This is a genomic window from Pseudomonas sp. RC10 (assembly GCF_038397775.1).
Lineage (GTDB): Bacteria > Pseudomonadota > Gammaproteobacteria > Pseudomonadales > Pseudomonadaceae > Aquipseudomonas > Aquipseudomonas bambusae.
In genome coordinates this window covers 3,283,438-3,303,063 of the sequence record NZ_CP151650.1, presented here as the reverse complement: position 1 = coordinate 3,303,063, position 19,626 = coordinate 3,283,438, and the positions used below count along the sequence as shown (strand labels likewise).

The 19,626-nt window shown below is 60.4% G+C and carries 11 protein-coding genes; 5 read left to right on the top strand and 6 right to left on the bottom strand.

The genetic code is table 11. From position 1 onward, the window contains the following. Nucleotides 1–85: 85 nt before the first annotated feature. Nucleotides 86–1,753: a NahK/ErcS family hybrid sensor histidine kinase/response regulator gene (locus AAEO81_RS15225; protein WP_341964401.1), complete on the bottom strand. Its 1,668-nt coding sequence runs from the start codon at nt 1,751–1,753 to the stop codon at nt 86–88. Then, on the bottom strand, nt 1,737–2,900 hold the full coding sequence (ercA, locus tag AAEO81_RS15220) for an alcohol dehydrogenase-like regulatory protein ErcA (RefSeq protein ID WP_341964400.1): 1,164 nt from the start codon (nt 2,898–2,900) through the stop codon (nt 1,737–1,739). Before ercA ends, AAEO81_RS15225 begins: the two co-directional genes overlap by 17 nt. Nucleotides 2,901–3,204: 304 nt before the next feature. On the opposite strand from ercA, the gene AAEO81_RS15215 reads away from it, so the two are divergent. Beyond that, entirely contained in the window at nt 3,205–3,870 is a 666-nt protein-coding gene (locus AAEO81_RS15215) for a response regulator transcription factor (RefSeq protein WP_341964399.1), read from the top strand. A 141-nt stretch (nt 3,871–4,011) separates the two neighbouring features. Here the strand turns inward: AAEO81_RS15215 and AAEO81_RS15210 are convergent, their stop codons facing one another. Further along, the gene (locus AAEO81_RS15210) at nt 4,012–4,341 is read right to left on the bottom strand and encodes a thioredoxin family protein (protein ID WP_341964398.1); all 330 of its coding nucleotides are present in this window, start codon (nt 4,339–4,341) and stop codon (nt 4,012–4,014) included. A gap of 171 nt (nt 4,342–4,512) precedes the next feature. Between AAEO81_RS15210 and AAEO81_RS15205 the strand changes: the two genes are divergently transcribed. Genes AAEO81_RS15205 through AAEO81_RS15190 form a run of 4 tightly spaced genes read left to right on the top strand, consistent with a single transcriptional unit; the run spans nt 4,513 to nt 9,351 of the window. Next, complete coding sequence (locus AAEO81_RS15205; protein WP_341964397.1) at nt 4,513–5,061, top strand: helix-turn-helix domain-containing protein; 549 nt, start codon at nt 4,513–4,515, stop codon at nt 5,059–5,061. Nucleotides 5,062–5,067: 6 nt separating this feature from the next. Further along, the gene (locus AAEO81_RS15200) at nt 5,068–6,216 is read left to right on the top strand and encodes an HlyD family secretion protein (protein WP_341964396.1); all 1,149 of its coding nucleotides are present in this window, start codon (nt 5,068–5,070) and stop codon (nt 6,214–6,216) included. Further along, complete coding sequence (locus AAEO81_RS15195) at nt 6,213–7,820, top strand: DHA2 family efflux MFS transporter permease subunit (protein ID WP_341964395.1); 1,608 nt, start codon at nt 6,213–6,215, stop codon at nt 7,818–7,820. The genes AAEO81_RS15200 and AAEO81_RS15195 overlap by 4 nt, the downstream gene beginning before the upstream one ends. A 7-nt stretch (nt 7,821–7,827) precedes the next feature. Beyond that, nucleotides 7,828–9,351 (top strand): efflux transporter outer membrane subunit, encoded by a 1,524-nt coding sequence (locus AAEO81_RS15190; protein WP_341964394.1) that lies wholly within the window; start codon nt 7,828–7,830, stop codon nt 9,349–9,351. 277 nt (nt 9,352–9,628) lie between these two features. On the opposite strand, the gene AAEO81_RS15185 is transcribed toward AAEO81_RS15190, so the two are convergent. The 3 genes from AAEO81_RS15185 to AAEO81_RS15175 all read right to left on the bottom strand — a co-directional run bounded on the left by AAEO81_RS15185 (nt 9,629) and on the right by AAEO81_RS15175 (nt 19,610). After that, nucleotides 9,629–10,450: an alpha/beta hydrolase gene (locus AAEO81_RS15185; protein WP_341964393.1), complete on the bottom strand. Its 822-nt coding sequence runs from the start codon at nt 10,448–10,450 to the stop codon at nt 9,629–9,631. Between the two features lie 184 nt (nt 10,451–10,634). Continuing rightward, nucleotides 10,635–10,919 carry a hypothetical protein gene (locus AAEO81_RS15180; RefSeq protein WP_341964392.1) on the bottom strand — a complete coding sequence of 95 codons (285 nt, stop codon included), beginning with the start codon at nt 10,917–10,919 and terminating at the stop codon, nt 10,635–10,637. 93 nt (nt 10,920–11,012) lie between these two features. Then, nucleotides 11,013–19,610 carry an RHS repeat-associated core domain-containing protein gene (locus tag AAEO81_RS15175; RefSeq protein ID WP_341964391.1) on the bottom strand — a complete coding sequence of 2,866 codons (8,598 nt, stop codon included), beginning with the start codon at nt 19,608–19,610 and terminating at the stop codon, nt 11,013–11,015. Nucleotides 19,611–19,626 lie beyond the last annotated feature (16 nt).

Here is a 19,626-nt window from a genome sequence, read left to right as displayed (position 1 = left end):
GGTCTGATCTGACGCCTTCGCCAGCAAGCCGGCTCCTACAGGAATGACGACAACGCTCATTATCGTGAACGCCCTACCCAAACAGCTAACCCAACAACTGACTCACCACCGCCCGCAATTTCCCCGGCTTGACCGGTTTGTTCAGCAACGGCGCGTTCAGCCGCTGTAACGACCTTCGACACGCATCGGTGCGGTCCGCCGTGATCATCACGCACGGGATCTCCCGGCCAAAATGCGCCCGCAGGTCCGCGACCACATCACAGCCCAATACCTCGTGGTCGAGATGAAAATCGAACAGGATCATTTCCGGCGCCCTCCCCTGCAGCACTCGGTAACAGGCGGCCTGATCGGTGGCCGTCAACACCTCGCAGCCCCACTGCCCCAACAACGCGGCCATGCTGTCGAGAATGCTGGTCTCGTTGTCCAGCACCAACAGGCGACGTCCCGGCAGCGGATTTCCCGTGCCTGGCGATTGATGGGCAGCGACGCTGATCGGCACCGGCATTTCCGCTGACAACGGCACGTCGATGGAAAACACCGACCCTTTCCCCGGCCGTGAACGGACCTGAATCCGACAGCCCAGAATCCGGCCAATGCGCTCGACGATGGCCAGTCCCAACCCGACCCCTTTACGATCTGCCGCGCGGCCGACATCCAGCTGGTTGAACTCCAGAAAGATCGACGCCAGCCGGTCGTCGGCAATGCCCCGGCCCGTGTCCCACACCTGGATGCGCAGCGCATCTCCTCGCCTGCGCGCCCCGAGCAAAATGCTGCCGTGATCGGTGTAGCGACAGGCGTTGCTGAGGAAATTGCGCAGAATCCGGGTGATCAGCCGCAGATCGGTACGCACCGCAAACCGGCCGATACGGGCACGCAGGGCCAAACCCGCCGCCTCTGCCACAGGCTCAAATTCCGACACCAGCGGCGCCAATACTTCCTCAAGGCGATACAGCTCGATGTCGGGTTGGATCGACGCCCGATCGAGCTTGGCAATGTCGAGCAAATCGGTGAGCAGGTCCTCTGCCCCTTCCAGCGCCTGATGGGTGCGCTCCACCAATGTCTGTTCGGCATCGGGCAAGTGACGCTCGCGCAGGGTCGAAATCAGCAGCCTCGCGGCGTTCAACGGTTGCAGCAAGTCGTGGCTGGCCGCCGCGAGGTATTTGTCCTTGCTGCGGTTGGCGGACTCGGCGGCGTCGCGGGCCTCACGCAGCTCGTCGGTGCGCGCCGTGACGCGCAATTCAAGCTGGTCATTGAGTTCCTGCAAACGCTTTTGCGCCAGCTTGCGCTCGGTGATGTCGGCCACAAAACCCTCGAACACGCCGTCTTCGTCTGGCTTGAGCAACAGGTTCATGAGCACGTCGACGTAGCTGCCGTCCTTGCGCCGCAACCGGGTTTCATAACCTTGCAGGCTCTGGTCCCGTTGCAGCACCTGCGCGATGCTCTGCATTTCCGCCTGCCCGCCGACGAACAGCGTGCTCCCCAGATCGTCGAGCACCCGCAGCACTTCGTCGGGATCGCGGTAGCCGAGCATGCGCGCCAGTGCCGGATTCGCCGCTCGCAGCCCCTCATGTAACCGCGCCTGAAAGATACCGTGGACCGCGTGTTCGAACAGCCATTTATAACGGTTGCGCTCGTTTTCCAGCTCGGCGAGACGCAGGGTCAGCTCCGGATAATGGCTCTTGCGCGTCGAATGATTGCCCAGCCCGAGCAGCGCTGTCAGCGCGGACTGTTGGGTGTCAGAGGGCTTCGCCATAGACCACTTCGACGTCGCGCTGGCTGGACGTGCGGGGGTTGGTGAGGATGCACGGATCGCCCATGGCGTGCCGAGAAAGGAACGGGATATCCGCCGTGCTGACACCGTGCAATCCGAGGGTTTCGTGAAAGCCCATCTGGTGCTTGAGCGAGATCAGGTGGTCCACCAATCGCTTGCTGATCGCCGCGTGATTCAGGCCTCGGCAATCGATGCCCAGGGTTTCGGCGATCACTTTGAAGCGGTCCGGGGCAGAGCTGTAATTGAATGCCACCACGTGTTCGATCAACACGGCGTTGCACAGGCCATGGGGCAGATCAAGGAAGCCGCCCAGGCTATGGGACATGGCGTGCACCGCGCCGAGAATCGCGTTGGAAAACGCCAGCCCCGCCTGCATGCTGCCGAGCATGACCTTCTCGCGCAGGGCAATGTCGGTGGGATTGGCGATCATCTGCACCAAATGGCCGTTGATCAGCCGCATGGCTTCCAGTGCGTGGGGGTCGGTGAGCGGGCCATGGCCGGTGGACACGAACGCTTCGATGGCGTGCACCAGCGCGTCGATACCGGTGCAGGCCGACAGAAACGGGTCCATGCTCAGCGTGGTTTCCGGGTCGATGAGCGACACGTCCGGCACCACCGCCTTGCTGACGATGGAGATCTTCATGCGTTCCTGGCGGTCGGAAATAATCACGAATTGCGAGACGTCCGCCGAAGTGCCTGCGGTGGTCGGGATCAGGATCAACGGCGGGCTGGGCACGCGGATGGTGTCCACGCCTTCGAATTCAAGAATGTTGCGAGCGTGGGCCACTGCGATGCCGATGGCCTTGCCGCAATCCATCGGGCTGCCGCCGCCCACCGCCACGATCACGTCGCAATGGTGTTCACGATAGAGGTCGGCGCCGAGCATCACTTCTTCGACCCGAGGGTTGGGCGACACAGCGCTGTAGATGAAATAGTCGAGGTCTTGCGCGTGCAGGCTGGCTTCGACGTCCGCGACCCACCCGGCGGCGATCACACCAGGGTCGCTGACCACCATGACCTTGCGCGCGCCGAAGGTCTTGGCGTAATTGCCGACGCTGTGACGGCTGCCAGCGCCGAAGATGATTTCCGGGGCCACGAACTTGCGCAGCATGTTGAGGCTCTGGCTCATATCAGGCGATTTCTTGTTCTTATCGGGAATGAGGGCCAGCCTAGAGCATCCGCAGGGGTTTGCAATAAGACCAAGGGCTGACGGTGTGGGCAGGCAGCCACGGGCGGCGACACTGGCCTGAAACCCGCGTGTCTCGGGGCGTTCAGCCGTGTCGGCGACGCATGGTTGGATCGAAATCGTTCAGACCGTCTACGACTTTGGTACTGCTTTCGCTCTCGATGGTCGCATTCACAAAGCAGCGCTACTGACGTGTAATGCCGATCAGGGCCAACGACAGGCCAGACAATAAGAAAGGAAAGATGCCATGTACAAGATCCTGATTGCCGACGACCATCCGCTGTTTCGCGAGGCGATTCACAACGTGATCAGCGACGGGTTTCCGGGCAGTGAAGTCATGGAAACCGAAGACCTGGACAGCGCACTGGCGATGACTCAGGGTCATGAAGACCTCGACCTGATTCTGCTGGACCTGAACATGCCGGGGATGCATGGGCTGAACGGCCTGATCAACCTGCGCAACGAGGCGCCGACCATCCCGGTGGTCATCGTCTCCGCCGAACAGGACAAGCAAGTGGTGCTGCAAGCGATTACGTATGGCGCCGTGGGGTTCATTACCAAATCATCGCCACGCAAGCAGATGACCGATGCCATACAGCAGATCCTCAACGGCAATGTCTACCTGCCGCCGGACATCATCCGCAGCCAGAAACCCGGCCACCGCAGCACCCCTCGCGACGCCCCGCAGCTACAGCCTGAAATGCTCGAAGCGCTGACCCGCAAACAGTTGCAGGTGCTGGAGCGCATGACCAAAGGCGATTCCAACAAACAGATCGCCTTCACCCTCACCATCGCCGAGACCACGGTCAAGGCCCACGTCTCCGCGATCCTGCGCAAGCTCAACGTGCACAACCGGGTACAAGCGATTCTGAGCGCCGGGGATATCGACTTCGCGGCGTACTTGCGCCGGTAACTGCCCAAGTGCCCGCCATGGACTTCAGGCTCACACTAATTCCTGTAGGAGTGAGCTTGCTCGCGAAGTCGGTCTGCCATTCATTCGGAGGATAAAAAATCGCCATCGCGAGCAAGCTCACTCCTACAGTTTTGCGCTACGTTAGCCCTGCCGTACCGCCCCCTCGAACGCCTCCTCAATGTCACTCACGCGAGTCGGCCTGACCAGTCGCCCGACTTCCTGCCCGTCGCGCATGAACACCAGTGTCGGCCACAGCTTCACCTTGAATGAGCGCCCCAACCTGCGGCCGCTGCCATCTTCGACTTTAACGTGGCGTACCTGCGGATACTCGGCAAACACCTCGCCGATCAACGGCAGGGCCGCCTTGCAGTGCCCGCACCAATTGGTGCCGAAATCGATCACGGACACGCCCGCCAGCGCATCCACTTCAGCACGGGTCAGGGTTTCGGGCAGATAAAGCGCTTCAGTCATCACCAGCCTCCTCTTAGGGTCCGGGCAGTGTAACGCCCTCCTCCACGCTGCCACACCCAGCCGCTTGTCACTTTCATAGAAATAGTGACTTGCATGATGAAAGTCACTTAGTTAGATTACACCCATAATTTTTCTCCCGCACTGCCCTTGATAGCCCCGGAGGCTATGGCCATGAAGAAGAAAAGCTTTGCGAACATGCCCTGCCCGATTGCCCTCAGCCTCGAACACGTGGGGGACTGGTGGAACATCTTGATCCTGCGCGACCTGTCCTACGGTTTGTGCCGCTTCGACGAATTTGAAAAAAGCCTCGGTATTGCGCCCAGCACCCTGACACGACGCCTCAACGGCCTGATCGAGTCCGGGCTGGTCGAGCGTCACGCCTACACCGACAAACCGCTGCGTTATGACTACGTGCTCACCGAAAGCGGCCGCGACTTCCGCACCGTGGTGCTGAGCTTGATGAAATGGGGACACAAGCACTTCTCCGGCGAGCGCTCGAACATTGAGTTGTTCGACGAGAACACGGGCGTGGCCGTCGACCTGGTGCCGACCGACGGCAACACCGGCAAGCGCATCAACATGCACGACCACAGCCTTCGCTACAAAGGCCCGTCAGACAGCCTGTCTGCGTGGCGCCTTGAAACCGGCCGCCCGCGCCGCGACGCCTACCGCAAGACGCTCCCCAAACCCTCTTCCCAACCTCAGCAGAATCACAGGTAAACCGCGATGAACAACCCTCAAACCGTCACCGAGCCTGCCGTTGCGGCTGCACCGCCAAAACCCGCTCAGGGCAAACGCCTGATTCTGTTGCTGCTCGCGGTGGCCGTCGTGGTGGGCGCCGTTTTCTATGGCCTGCATTGGTGGACCGTGGGCCGTTTTCTGGAGTCCACCGACGATGCCTACGTCGGCGGTGATGTCACGGTGATCGGGCCGAAAGTGCCGGGCTACATCACCGAGCTGAAAGTGACCGATAACCAGATCGTCCACGCAGGTGACCTGCTGGTGAAGATTGACGACCGCGATTACGTCGCCGCGTTGAACAAGGCCGAAGGCGCCGTCGCCGCCGAAGAGGCGCTGCTCGCCAACCTCGACGCCACCGAACAGCTGCAACACGCGGTGGTCAGCCAGGCGAAGGCCGGGATCGATGCCGCCAATGCCGAAACCGTGCGTTCCAAAGACGATCAGGCACGCTACAAGGTGCTGTCCGGGCGCTCGGCAGTGTCCATTGAAAGCTTCCAGCGCGCCGACGCCACCTACAAGACCGCCCAGGCCAACGGCGCGAAAGCCCAGGCGTCGATGCTGGCCTCGCAACGACAGCTGGACGTCATCGCCACCCAGAAACAACAGGCCCGTGCCGCCCTGGAACAAGCCAAGGCTGAACGCGACATGGCCCGGCTCAACGTCGGATACACCGAACTGCGCGCCCCGGTGGACGGCGTGATCGGCAACCGCCGCGCGCGAGTCGGTGCTTATGCGGCAGCGGGCACGCAATTGCTCTCCGTGGTTCCCGCCACCGGGCTGTGGGTAGACGCCAACTTCAAGGAAGACCAGTTGGCCCACATGCACCCCGGCCAGGCCGTCACCATCGAAGCCGACGTGCTGCCGGGCCAGGTGTTCCACGGCCACCTCGACAGCCTCGCCCCGGCGACCGGTTCGCAATTCAGCGTGCTGCCGCCGGAGAACGCCACCGGCAACTTCACCAAAATCGTGCAGCGGGTGCCGGTGCGGGTTTACCTCGACGGCGAAGACGGCCACCTCGGCAAGCTGCGACCGGGTCTGTCAGTGGTCGCCGAAGTCGACACGAACGTCAACGGACAAAAAGACGCCCCGCAACCCAACGTCGCCAGCGCTGCTGACGGGAAAAAAGCCCCATGAGCACCGCCACCGCCAGCGCACCCGCCGCAAAACCCAAAGGTCCGATAGACGCCGCATCGATGGCCACCGGGGCCAAGATCCTCGCGTTCGCCAGCATGTGTGTAGGGATGTTCATTGCCTTGCTGGACATCCAGATCGTCTCGGCCTCGCTGCGTGACATCGGCGGTGGCTTGTCAGCCGGTTCAGATGAAACGGCGTGGGTCCAGACCAGCTACCTGATCGCCGAAATCGTGGTCATTCCGCTGTCCGGCTGGCTCGCCCGAGTGTTCTCCACGCGCTGGCTGTTTTGCGCCTCGGCGGTGGGCTTCACCCTCACCAGTCTGCTCTGCGGACTGGCCTGGAACATCCAGAGCATGATCGCCTTCCGGGCGCTGCAAGGGTTCCTGGGCGGTTCCATGATTCCGATGGTGTTCACCTCGGCGTTCATGTTTTTCACCGGCAAACAGCGGGTGATCGCGGCGTCCACCATCGGCGCGATCGCGTCTCTGGCACCGACGCTGGGACCGGTAATCGGCGGCTGGATCACCGACGTGTCGTCGTGGCACTGGCTGTTCTATATCAACCTGGTGCCGGGCATTTTTGTCGCCGTCGCGGTGCCGATGCTGGTCAACATCGACTCGATGGACCTCAAGCTGCTCAAGGGCGCCGACTACATCAGTATGGTGTTTCTGGCGCTGTTCCTCGGCTGCCTGGAATACACCCTTGAAGAAGGCCCGCGCTGGAACTGGTTCAGCGACCAGACCATCCTCACCACCGCCTGGGTGTCGGGCCTGTCGGCCATCGCCTTCATCAGCCGTACCCTGATGGTGCACAACCCGGTGGTGGATTTGCGCGCCCTCAAGGACCGCAACTTTGCGCTCGGCTGCTTCTTCTCCTTCGTCACCGGCATCGGTCTGTTCGCCACCATTTACCTCACGCCGCTGTTCCTGGGCCGCGTACGGGGGTACAGCGCGCTGGAAATCGGCGAAGCAGTGTTCTCGACGGGCGTATTTCAATTGATGGCCATCCCGGTGTACGGCTTTCTGGCCAATCGCGTCGACCTGCGCTGGATCATGATGTTCGGCCTCGCGTTGTTTGGGTTGTCGATGTGGGACTTCTCGCCCATCACCCACGATTGGGGCAGCCATGAGCTCTTGCTGCCGCAAGCCATTCGCGGTTTCGCGCAACAGATGGCGGTGCCTCCGGCCGTGACCCTGACCCTCGGCGGCCTGCACCCGTCGCGGCTGAAACAGGCGTCCGGGCTGTTCAACCTGATGCGCAACCTGGGGGGCGCCATCGGCATCGCGGCCTGTGCCACGATCCTCAACGACCGCACCAATCTGCATTTCACGCACCTGGCCGAGCACCTCAACTACAGCAACGAAGCCATGAACACCTGGCTCGCGACCGTGACCGGCAATTTCGCCGCACTGGGCCAGAACGCCGCCGACGCCAGCAATTCCGCGCTGCACCAACTGTGGCTGCTGACCTACCGCGAAGCACAGACCCAGACCTACGCCGACGCCTTCCTGTCGATCATGGCCTGCTTCATCATCGCCGTGGCCATGGTGCCGTTGATGCGCAAGGTCACGCCTCCGGCCGCACCGTCCGCCGATGCCCATTGAGAACGCCATGAACACTCAACGCCCACTTTCCGTTTCACGCTTCGAGGACAGCCCCATGATCACCCTGGCGTCTCGTTTCAAACGCACGGGCGTCTTTGCCCTGAGCGCACTCGTCATCGCCCTCGCAGGCTGTACCGTCGGGCCTGACTACCAGCAGCCGAAAAACACACTGACCGCGTCCTACCAGAATCAGACGCTGTTGCAACAACGGGTTGGCGACACCTCGGCACCGGCGCTGGACACGTGGTGGACCGGCTTCAACGACCCGGAACTGACCCGCATCGTCCAGCGGGTGCTGGACCAGAACCTTGACCTGGCCAAATCCTTCGCCCGTGTCGAACAGGCCCGCGCCGTGGCGCAACAGGCCGGTGCGATACGCTTGCCTCAAGGCGCGCTGGATGCCAAGGCCGTGCGTCAACGCCAGTCCACCGAGAGCGCCCAAGGCCAGTTGGGCAGCGCGTTTCCGGGTTACGACCGCAACCAGACGCTGGAAACCTTCGGCGTTGGCGCCAGTTGGGAAGCCGACTTGGCGGGCGGGCTGAAGCGCGGCGAAGAGGCCGCTGTGGATGAAGCCCAAGCCGCCGAAGCCAGCCATGTGGGCGTGCGAATCTCAGTCGCTGCCGAGGCCGCCGATGCCTACTTCCGCATTCGTGGCGCGCAGCAACGGCTGGCCGTCGCCGAAGATCAGGTCAAGACCCAGAACGGCTTGCTGGACCTGATCAACGACCGCATGGGCAGCGGCCTGGCGACCAACCGCGAACAGGCCCAGGCCAAGGCGCTGGTGTTGCAGGCACGGGCGACGATTCCGCCGTTGCGCACCGAACTGGCGACCCAACTCAACCGGTTGGACGTGCTGATGGGCGCACAGCCCGGCACCTACGCGCTGGAAATGAAAAACAGCGCGCAGACCTACAGCGTGCCGACCATCAGCGATTCCGAAGGGCCAGCCGAGCTGCTGCGTCGTCGTCCGGACGTGATTGCCGCCGAACGCAAACTGGCGGCGTCCAATGCGCGGATCGGCGCGGCGGTCTCCGAGTATTACCCGAAGGTCTCGCTGTCCGGCTTGTTGGGGTTCGACACGGCCCACAGCGGCCAGCTGTTCACCTCGTCGGCGTTCCAGCCCCAGGCGATTGTGGGCCTGCATTGGCGGCTGTTCGATTTCGGTCGCGTGGACGCCGAAGTCGCACAAGCCAGAGGCGCCAGCGCCGAGGCGCTGGCCGAGTACCGGCAAGTGATGTTGAAGGCCACCGAAGACGTCGAGAACGCCATCGTCACGCTGGTGGAACTGGAACAACAGCGCACCGAAGTGAATGACGAAGTCGCCGCGCACCAGACCGCACGGGACGCCGCGCAGGATGCGTACACAGGCGGCGCCATCAGCCTGGTGGAAGTGCTGGATGAAGACCGGCAATTGCTGGTGTCGCGGGATCAACTGGCGCAGTTGCATGCCAATGACGCGAGGGCGGCGGTGTCGACCTTCCGCGCGTTGGGCGGCGGTTGGCCACAGAATAAGGTAATGACCCGCCACTGACCTGTTGGAGCGTGGCTTGTCCCGCGATCGGCGGGGAACCCGTCGTAAACTCCGCGCGCAGGGTGTGCCTGATCCACCCTGCGCCCCCCCTTTACGACTGCTGCGCAGCCGATCGCGGGACAAGCCACGCTCCTACAAAATCTGTGCCTGATCAGCACTGTTGGAGTGAGCTTGCTCGCGATGCGTCAAGTCGGGTCACGCAACGGGTGGCTGAAAGACCGCTATCGCGAGCAAGCTCACTCCTACAGGGGTACTGGGCCGTTCAAAAATCGATAAATCAACCCTTGATAAACCCCAACAGAATCTCGTTGATCTCATCGGCCTGCACGGTACACATCCCGTGCGACCCACCCTTCACCAAATACAGCGTCGAGCCTTTTACCAATGTGTGGCTCTTCTCGCCCGAAGCCACCAGCGGCACGATCTGATCGTCGTCGCCGTGCAGGATCAGGGTCGGCACGTCGATCTTTTTCAGGTCTTCGGTGAAGTCGGTTTCGGAGAACGCCTTGATGCAGTCGTATTCGCCCTTGATGCTGCCGAGCATGCCGATGGACCAGAACGAATCGATAGCGCCCTGAGAGGTCTTCGCGCCATCGCGATTGAAGCCGAAGAATGGCACCGCGAGGTCTTTGAAGAATTGTGAGCGGTCAGCCGTGAAACCGGCGCGAATGCCATCAAAGACGTCGATGGGCAGGCCTTCCGGATTGGCGGCCGTTTTCAGCATCAGCGGCGGCACCGCGCCGATCAGCACGGCCTTGGCCACGCGAGACGAACCATGACGTCCGATGTAACGCGCCACTTCGCCACCACCGGTGGAGTGGCCGATCATGATCACGTCTTTCAGGTCCAGCGCTTCGAACAGCTGCGCCAGGTCATCGGCGTAGGTGTCCATGTCGTTGCCTTCCCAGGTCTGTCCAGAGCGCCCGTGACCGCGACGGTCGTGAGCGATCACGCGGTAGCCTTTCTGGCCGAGGAACAGCATCTGCGCATCCCATGCATCGCCATCCAGCGGCCAGCCGTGGGAAAACACGATGGGCTGACCGGTGCCCCAGTCCTTGTAGAAAAACTCGGTGCCGTCTTTGAGGGTCAGGATAGACATGGGGCGCAATCTCCGGGAAAGGTGCAGGGAAAATTGAGCGTAGACCGGGTTGGCGGATGTGCCTTGTAGATATGTGCTGGTTTGGCTGTCGGAGCCGCAACGTCAGCGATTTTGCATCGGTGTACAGGCAGACCGGCCCACGTAAAACCTGACCGGCGCTACATCACACGCTGCCTGCAAACACTTATTTCTTGACCAGTACTACGTCTGCAGCCCTATAAAACCGCTCCCAATCCGCCTTGGGTTTATCCCGGTTCTCATCGTCTTCCTTAGCCAGGTCGCGCTTGATCATAAAAGTGACATCGTCACCTTTACTCGGAAACGCCCCGGGCACATCACTCTGCGAGAAATAAAGAAGCGTATCCATATCCTCGGGGTCGTCTTTCGTCGGGGCGTATTTGATATAGCCGAATTTTTCTTTGCTGCTGTTTGCGCCTATTGTGTCCACCTTCCCTACTGACTTACTCATGATCGTCACCTGTCGTTCCGTCGATGCGGCCTCTCTAACGCTCCTGACAGCAATGGCCGCTGAATTGCTGCCGCCTGTGGAACGGCAATGGGGTCAACCGCTCAACCCCAGTGCCGCCCAAAGATCGTACCGAGGCGTGGCTTCACGCGGCTTGTATGGGTTATCGCTGCGATACCTGGCGCGGAAGTGCACGCTGATGGTCGAGGAATCGTCCCCTTGCGCCAGCGCGTATGAAGACTCTCCTGTCCCGCGCAGGATGTTGGCTTCCATGGCCAACCCTCCGATTTCGCTCACCTTGGACACGAAGCGCGACTGGTTGGCCCACGCGTAGAACCTGGCGGGTCGCCCGGTCAGTTTGAGTGGGTCCGGACCGTCCCAGGCGCTTCTCAGCTTGCCGAGCCAGCCGTACCTTTCGTAGGTGGGCATCGGCTTGAGCTCTGCGGCAGGCGCATTGACGTAATCGAGTACCTGCTGCCCCCACGAACGTGCCATACGGGTCTGCGGGTTGCCCAGTTGAGAGAAGGCGTAATCGGCGAGGGGGCCTTCACGCCTGAAGGGTTGGGTTTTACCTTTGAAACTTTTCAAGAGCTGGCCGGGGCTGACTTTCGCTCTCAAGCCTTTGAGCGACTGGATAACGACGCCCTTGTTTTTGAAAAGTTGGGCAGCGCTCTTACCCAGCATTTTGGCCCCGCTCCATACCCGTACCGCCGCGCGTGCGGCCAGCCTGATCGTCTGCTTGAGCACGGCAACGCCCGCCTTGATCGCCCCCAAGAAACAGGAAGCAGACAATACGCCCGTGACCATCGAGGCAACCCCCAGCGCCCTGGACAATGCCGGATTGGACTCGGCCGTTAGCACCGACGCCACCTCCAGCCCGAACGAGACCACACTCAGCGCCGTCAGCGCAGCAAACAGCCACACGGCCGCGGTGCCACCGGAAAACACCGTGGCCACGACGCCCAACACCGTCAACACCAACGACAGGGCCAGGCCGCGCCATTTGCCACCGACCTCCATGGCTTGGGTGTTTTTCAGCTCTTGGTCGAGGTTCTGCAGGTCCAGATTCTGCTCCCAGCGGCTGAGCATGATCGCGCCACTGGGGTCATGCAGGTTGACCGGGTCCGGGCAGTGTTGATAGGGGTTGATGCCGCCCTCGCCGACCGGGGCCAGCCAGTCCGGCTGGGCGTAACGGCACAGCGTCGGGTCGTAGCTGCGGTAGCCATTCCCGGCGTGGTACTGGCCGGTGACCGGGTCGCGGCGCAGGCCGTTGTAACCTACGATCACTTCGTCTAGCGCCACGCCCTCGCCAAATGGCAACAGCGGCGCCAGGCTGACGTCGCCGTCCTTGACCTGCCCGGCGACGCCCACCTGCGGGTCGTCGATCAGCCAGCGCACCTGGTCGCCGTCGTATTCGGCAAGGCCCGCCGAAAGGCTGGTGCGTCGGGTGACGACCCGGTCCTTGTCGAACCAGATTTCACCGATCAACTCGTCACCGTCGTAGCGCAGTTCACGGGTGGTGTCGTCCTTTTGGACGTACTGCGCCGCCAGGCGTTGGTAGCCGTCGTACTCGTAGCGGGCCAGCACTTCCTGGCCATCGCTGACCTTGCTCACCTGGCCGCAGACGTTGTAGGCGAACGTTCGGCCTTTGGTTTCAGTGGCGTTGAGGTAACCGTTGTCGCTCCAGCTCAGGGCCTGAGACGTAGCACCGCGCTGCACGGCGGTCATGCGCGTCGGGTCTTTGCTGTTTTCATACTTGAACGCTCGGGTCGCTTCCGATCCGTCGAAGGCAGTGGTCACGCAGCTGACGAGATTGTCCAGTGCGTCCCACGTAAACACTTGCGCTTTGACCGGGTTGCCCTCCGCGTCTTTCGGGCAATGGGCGGCTTCGCTGGCCTCACAGGTGTAGCGTTCAAGCCGATCGAGTATGTCGTAGCTGAAACGCTCGGTGGACCTGAGCACATTCCCTTCGTAACTCGCCTTGCTCGCCAGCCGACCATCGCCGCGCCAGGCCATGCGCTGCTCGAAACGCGGCGCGCCGTTGTGCAGGAAGGTGCGCGTCACCTCTTGGCCAAAGCCGTCATGGGCGCTGAGCACCTGCCATTGCTCGCCGGCCTTCAGCGCCTGGACCTGCCGCGATTGCAGTCGACCCAGCGAGTCGAAGCGGTAGGCCACGTCCTCGTGCTCCTGACAGGTGCGCAAGACACGGCCATCGTGATCGACAAAGCCGCGCTGCCAATGGCCATCGGCACGCAACATCGCCACGGTGACGCCGCGCAGGCTTTGCCACTCCACGTTGTTCGACTCGCCGCGCGGCGTGGTTTGCGTTTCCTTGAGGCGCCCCGGCAGGCTGGACGACGTGAAGCTGTGCCGCCAAGTGTCGTTGGCGGCGGTGCCCGATGCCACAGTGGTAATGCCGCCCTTGCGCGTCAGGCTGGCCATGGTGCTGTCGCTTGCGTCCCACTTGACGCCCTCGGCATCGACTTGCGTGTGTAAACGAGTTTTGTCAGGCAGGGTCACGGTGTCGTCATCGAAGGTGTACGTCCGGCTACCGACCTTGCGCGATTTCAAGGTGGAGTCGTTGACCAGTTTTTGCGTAGCCACGACTTTGCCCCCCACCTTGAGTTCGGTGATCTGATTGCTGAAGCCATGGTAGGTGCGTTCGACGAGGCTACCGTCGGGGCGGGTGATTTTCGTGACGCGGCCCAAGGCGTCCCGTTCAAATGCGTATTTGCGGGTTTCATCGCCGACGACACGCTCGCTGCTCACCACGCGGGCATTTGAGTCCAGATGCTGGATGAGTTTTAGCTGTTGCAGGCCTGCGCCGTCGGCGAGGGTTTGGGTGCGTTCGAAGGTGCCATCGGTTTTGGTGAGGTATTCGGTGGTGCGTTGGAAGAGGCGTTGGTGGTAGAGGCCTTGTTCGGAAATTAGGCGGGTCGATACATCGCTAACAGTATTTGGGGAGGTGAACAGGTTAGATCGTCTCAGGCGAAGCATGGGAGAAGCGCTTTCACCGGATTTGTCTTTAAGAAAGACCCTATAATCTGAAGGATCGACATTTTCCATATCAGGCATAGATATTAAATCATCAACCGTCGCGCTAAAAACACTCTCATCTAAAAGATGTACACTCACATCATCATCATAAATATATGCCTGCAAACATTGGATACCTTTACGACCCGCTAGACCCTGAAGGAATTTCAGAGCCTTTAAAACGTCTATATTTTTAAATAAAATCAACGTATGGGGCAACAAATCACTGATACGGCCCCGGACGTATTCGTCCGTCTTAGCTTTTGAGAGATGCAGCTCATTTAAATGAATAAAGTACCTTTCGGCGTTATCGAGTTCGTTGAATCCCTCATAGCAGATTTCCTGCTGTTCCTGCTCCGCACTTACCCTTGAAAGATTTTCAGATTTGTAATGCGCGGACTCTATACTTTCTTCACTCCCCCAAGCCCGACGCCCCTCCTGCAACTGCACCTGCCCTCTCTCGACAACCGCCTGCCCCCCAGGCAAATAATCCCACTCGAAACCGCCCATTACCTGTGATTCGTCCAGTCCTTGCAGCACACATTCGAACAGCGGCAGATAAACCAAAGCGTCGGCCCTGCGCCACTCGCTGCGCCATGTCCGCTGCAAGCCGTCCAGGTAGGCCAAGCTAGCGTCACCATTGGCATGGAACTGGGTCGCTCGTTTGCCATTATCGGAATACTGGGTCCGCGTGTGTGCCTGCGCCTTCTGGCCGGCCTCTTTGCTGTTTGCGCCAGGCTTGAGCCAATACTGCGCTTCATCGACCACCCGTCCAGCCGCGTCATACGCCCAGGTCGTTTCGATGCCGTCTTCAATTCGCGCCACGCAACGCTGGCTGTAACGAGAGCAGCGCTCGGCGCTGATCGGCTGGCTGCCCGCCTGTGTCTTCGAGACGGTGCGTACAACGATGGATGTCTGTGTGGGGTTGTCCTCGCAGGTGCGCGTGGTTTCCAGCGTGAAGCTTTCCTTGCCAAAATGGGCCACCTGTTTATCGCCAAGGGTCCACTGCCTGACCTTGCTCTCACCGCTGGGTGTCGCTTTGTTAGTGACTGCCGAGACGCTGGTCATGCGCTCACGCCACAGTACCTCATCGGCAGTCTTGACCCACTCGGTGCTGCTGGACAACTGCCCAGCGAAGTCACCCTTGACCCCGATGCCTTCAATGACCACCTGCCGATCCAGTTCGAGCAATGTCCTGCCGTCACGCTCCACCGCACGGTAGCCAAAGAGCTTCAACCCCAGCGAATGGCCGCAGTCGTCGTATTGATACTCGGCCATCAGCGGCGGCACGGCATGCTCCGGCAATTTAGGACAATTCAACTGCGGCATAGCGAACACGCCTACCAGCTCGTTCAGTGCCTTGGCACTGACGATGTTGTCACCGCCCTCCACCGGGTAGTAGGCGTAATGGCAGGTGTGCTGTCCCAAAGCGATCAGTTCAACCGGTAGGCCATCGTCATTCTCTTTGGTGATCAGCCTGTCGATGCCCTTGCCCAGTGCCGGACGCTGCGAAGCCGGGAGGACCTGCATCAGCGTCTGGATAGAGCGGATCAAACGTGTACGACCTCGCCGGCCATAGCGCCAGAGGATGTCGACGATTTCCTGTTGATAATCGACCTTTTCATCAGCCCAGGTCACCACCACTTTATCGTCCCTGATCTCCAGCTTGATCTGGTCAATGGCTTGAATCAGATCATCTCCGTAGCCCGTGTAGCGCAGGACTTCACTCCGGGCCGGTTGCGGGGGTATGACCTTCACAATCGGTTTTCCATCCTTATCCTTGTCCTCCGTTTCTTGCGTGGTTTCTTCCTTGGCCGGTTGCCGTGCCTTGAATTCCAGCCACTGGCTGTCAATCGACGCCGAACCCAGTATCAACTCCTGACGCTGTGTCCGCTCGTCCAGACCGAACACCTGAAGATGATGTTCACGCGCCCCATGGGCGCCGCGCTCGCCCTCAACGATGTACAACTGATCGTAAGTGTTCAGCAGGCGACCGCTGTAGCGGTAGGTGGTCAGCTGATTTTCGTGTCCGTCACCGGGAATCAACGCGTGCAGCACGGCCTGCGGCCAGAGGGGTCTGCCTTTCCCCAGCTTGCTTGAGCGGTACTGCACGCATTCGACCGAGCCATCGAGTTCCGTCAACCGGCACAGCACCCTGTCCAGTGTCGGGTCGTCGACATAACCACAGTCCACCTGCTGGAGGATCTGCTTCGTTTTGTCCTTTGGGTTTTCCTGGGTGCGCGTGAGTTTGCGCAATAAGCAATGGCGCAACTGCAAGTTGACCTCGAAGCGTTCAGTGCTATCTGGCCAGACCTGCATGTTCACGTGCGTATCGCCTTGAATGGGTACCGGATTCGGGTATTGGGCGGTGAACAGCGATTCTTTGCCGCTCTTGATGCCCATGAGCAAAAACTGCCCTTTCTGGCGTTTCCATTCCAGATCCAATGCCTCGCCATATAACGAGACGATGCGTGATGGCACCAGTTGCACGAACGGGCGTTGGTAATAGGCAATGCGCTCGTCCAGTTCCTGGGTGCTGCCGTGTTTTTCCCATGCGCTGACGGCTTCGTTGTAATCCAGTGTGGCGCCGATGTGATAGGCCTTGGGTGAAAGCACCGCGAGCACCCATTGGGTCCAGTGACTCGGGACGCTTGGAAACGTCGGTTTGCTTTTTTCCTTGATGGCCTTGAGTGCCGTGATGATTTTGTCGACGAATGCGGCATTGGGTTCTTCCGCATCGCTGCCCGCTACGCCCGGTTTGCTCAGCACCTCCCGACGACCGCTCGGCAGGTCGAGGATGAATTCGCTGTAATCCTTGTTTGATCGCACCAGGCAGTGCTGTTTCTTTAGTGGGGTTCCTTTACTCAGCGTTTTCCACTCATCAAGGGTGAACGTGATGCGTACGCCATTGGCTAGCGTCAGGCAACGCTCACGCACATCGAGGCTGGAAAAACGCCAGGCCCAGCCATCGCCCAGCCCTGCTTCGTTGCCGCGCAGGGCTGAATAATGCAGGGTCAGGTCACAGATCGGGCCGAGCCCGTTTAGCCCTTGCAGGGTCGCGACCGGGTAATGAGCATGGAATAGGCCGGTGCGGGGGTCCACGCCGCTTTCGCCTTGGCCGAGGGTGTCGAAGATTTCCGAGCGTTCGGTGTTGCCGTAGTCCTCGCACAGCACGCTGATTGGCTCGTAGGGCGTCAACGCGCCAGGTGGGGTGTAGGTGACGGGCTGGGACACTTGCCAGAATTGGTTTTCGCTGAACACGCCGAGATGTCCGACGATTGTCTCTTCCTCTGACGCTCGTTGGTCTTTCTCCGCGATGATTTTCTCCGGGCAATCCAGCGTCACCTGATACGTGCATGACGTGGTCCGCGCCCCCCAGGTGATTCGGTCACCGGTGACAGAAACCGGCCATTCCACATCCTCACCAAGCGCAACTGGCACGCACGCAGCAATCCTCATGCCCTCGTCAAAGGCCGAGCGGCTCAGACGAAACACTATCTCACCGGTATGAGCACTGGCGATGACCTGAAATGAGCCGCTGCCCGGGACAGTCGTGACTGTGGGCGGGGTGGCGCCGATGGCTGCTGGCACCACGTCGATGTCAACGGGGTCGAGCTCAATCTGCAATTCGCAAAAGCGCGGCATCCGGACGTCTGCGTTACCCTGCGTCGGGTTGACGAACTGCAGCTCGGGCCAGGCCTGGTCCTTGAGGAAGGTGATGAGCGCAGCACGCCAAGCCTTTTGATCGGATTGACTGACACCGTTTGCCTCAGGCGTGAACACCGCCTTGTGCAGTGCCTGTCCGCTGAACGGATGACGCACGGTCACCTGCACATCGTCCGTCGTTTCCGCGCCTTGGGGCAGCTCAAGTGCACGCCCCACCGATTCGCTCTCGGTATCGGGCAGGGAGGTGAAGATGCGCAGTCCGTCACCGCGGTGCCAGAGCCCAAGGCTGTTGGTCTGCGAGACATCGAGGTTCTTGTCAGAGGGAGGCGCGATACTGGCGCGCAGATAAGGCGACACTTCAGAGGCATTCACGGCGTTGGCCCACGCGGCAAGCCATTTTCCATGGCCTCGCTGGGCGGTACTCGGGGTCCATTCATGCTGAGCCAGCAGACGATGGGAGAACGCATCGAAGACCCAGGCATGCAACGTGGTGCCCTTATCCAAGGCTTGTGTACCCTCGACCTCGCGGCTTTGCCACCAGTTGGCCAGCGTCAGCGTGACACTCAGTTCAGCGCATTGTGGCCCCCAGAAGGCGTTGTCTCTGTCAGTGGGTACGACTTGACAATCATCGTTCAAGACACCCGCCCGCAGCAGGCGACTGTCACGATTGATCTGCTCGCACAGCGGTTTTGACCAACCGGCCTTGGCCTGATCGGCCATCTGAAAGAAGTGTTGCTCGAACAACGCCTGCGTCTTCAGGTCACGTACTTGCAGACACAACGTTTGTCCGGCGATTAACGGGAACTCTTCATTGCAGGCCAGCACCTGGATCAGGTTGGCGGCGAAGGGTGCATTGGTGAAGGCGCGGTTTTTGGCATGACTCCAGAGGCGCAACGGCGGCGCGTCGGTTTTGGTTTCGGTTGAGAAGGTATTGTCCGCCCCCCACGCTCCGGCAGTGATCGACGCCGCCTCCTGGCTGGCGATGTGTTGGGCGAAAGATGCGGGCCATTTGTCTCGTTCAAGCGTGCCCTTCGGCGCCTTCCAGTCGACACGGCTGATTTCGCCATCGCGACGGTTGACCAGAAATGCGCTCAGTGTTTCCCCTACCGTCAATGCCCGGTCACCCTTGATCGGCACCGTGCTGTACCAGCCGTCATCAACGCTGCCTTCATGTGCCAGTGTGAAGTCGGTCATGTCAGGCAGATAGCCGTCGGGCTGGGTGGTGATGAGGTAGGGTACGTCCAAGGATTCGAGCGTTTGCCGTTGCACCGAAGTGTCTGCTACTGCCTGATCCGTAGCAGGTGCTTCTGCTTTAGGTGCTTCTGCCTTGGCTGCTTCTGCTTTAGGTGCTTCTGCCTGGGCTGCTTCCGCGTCAGCTTCGTCTGCCGCCGCAACAGTATCGAGTGCAGAGGCAAGATCGATGAGGTCCACGTCTTGTAAGTCGTACAGATGCTCGACTTCATCCAGCAGAAACTCATTGGCGTCCTTAACCCTTTCGTTGTCGCGTTTGTCCACGAAACGGGCAATCTTCAGCTGTGGGAGCAGAGCCAACAGTGAGTCGTAAGCTTTGCGACTTGATTCAGTCGGGCTCAGATAAAGAAAGTACGCCGAGTCCCCGCTGAAATCTTTTTTACCCCGGAAATCAACCTCTTTCTCTTCCCCAAAAAAATAGTCTCCGCGCGATGTTTCGATCAGCAATGGCCTACTAACAGTGGCTACTGAAGATCGATCCGGCTTTGCAATTTCAACCCCTCCAGCGTCGAGGAGCAAACGAAGTAGCGTGGTCTCCTCACACCGTCTGACATCAACTTCGACAAGTGTTTTGACTTGTTTATAGTTCAGATAGTCGACGTCCCCAGCGTTTTGATTATCCGGTACGGTAACCCGGATGTTGTCTCGATCGGCGCCGCGGTAGACGTATTCAACGCCATTTAAAATAATGGTCTCGCCGTCTTTCAAATACTTTTCAATATCGTGCAATGTATAAGCCATCTTGGCCGTCCTCTGA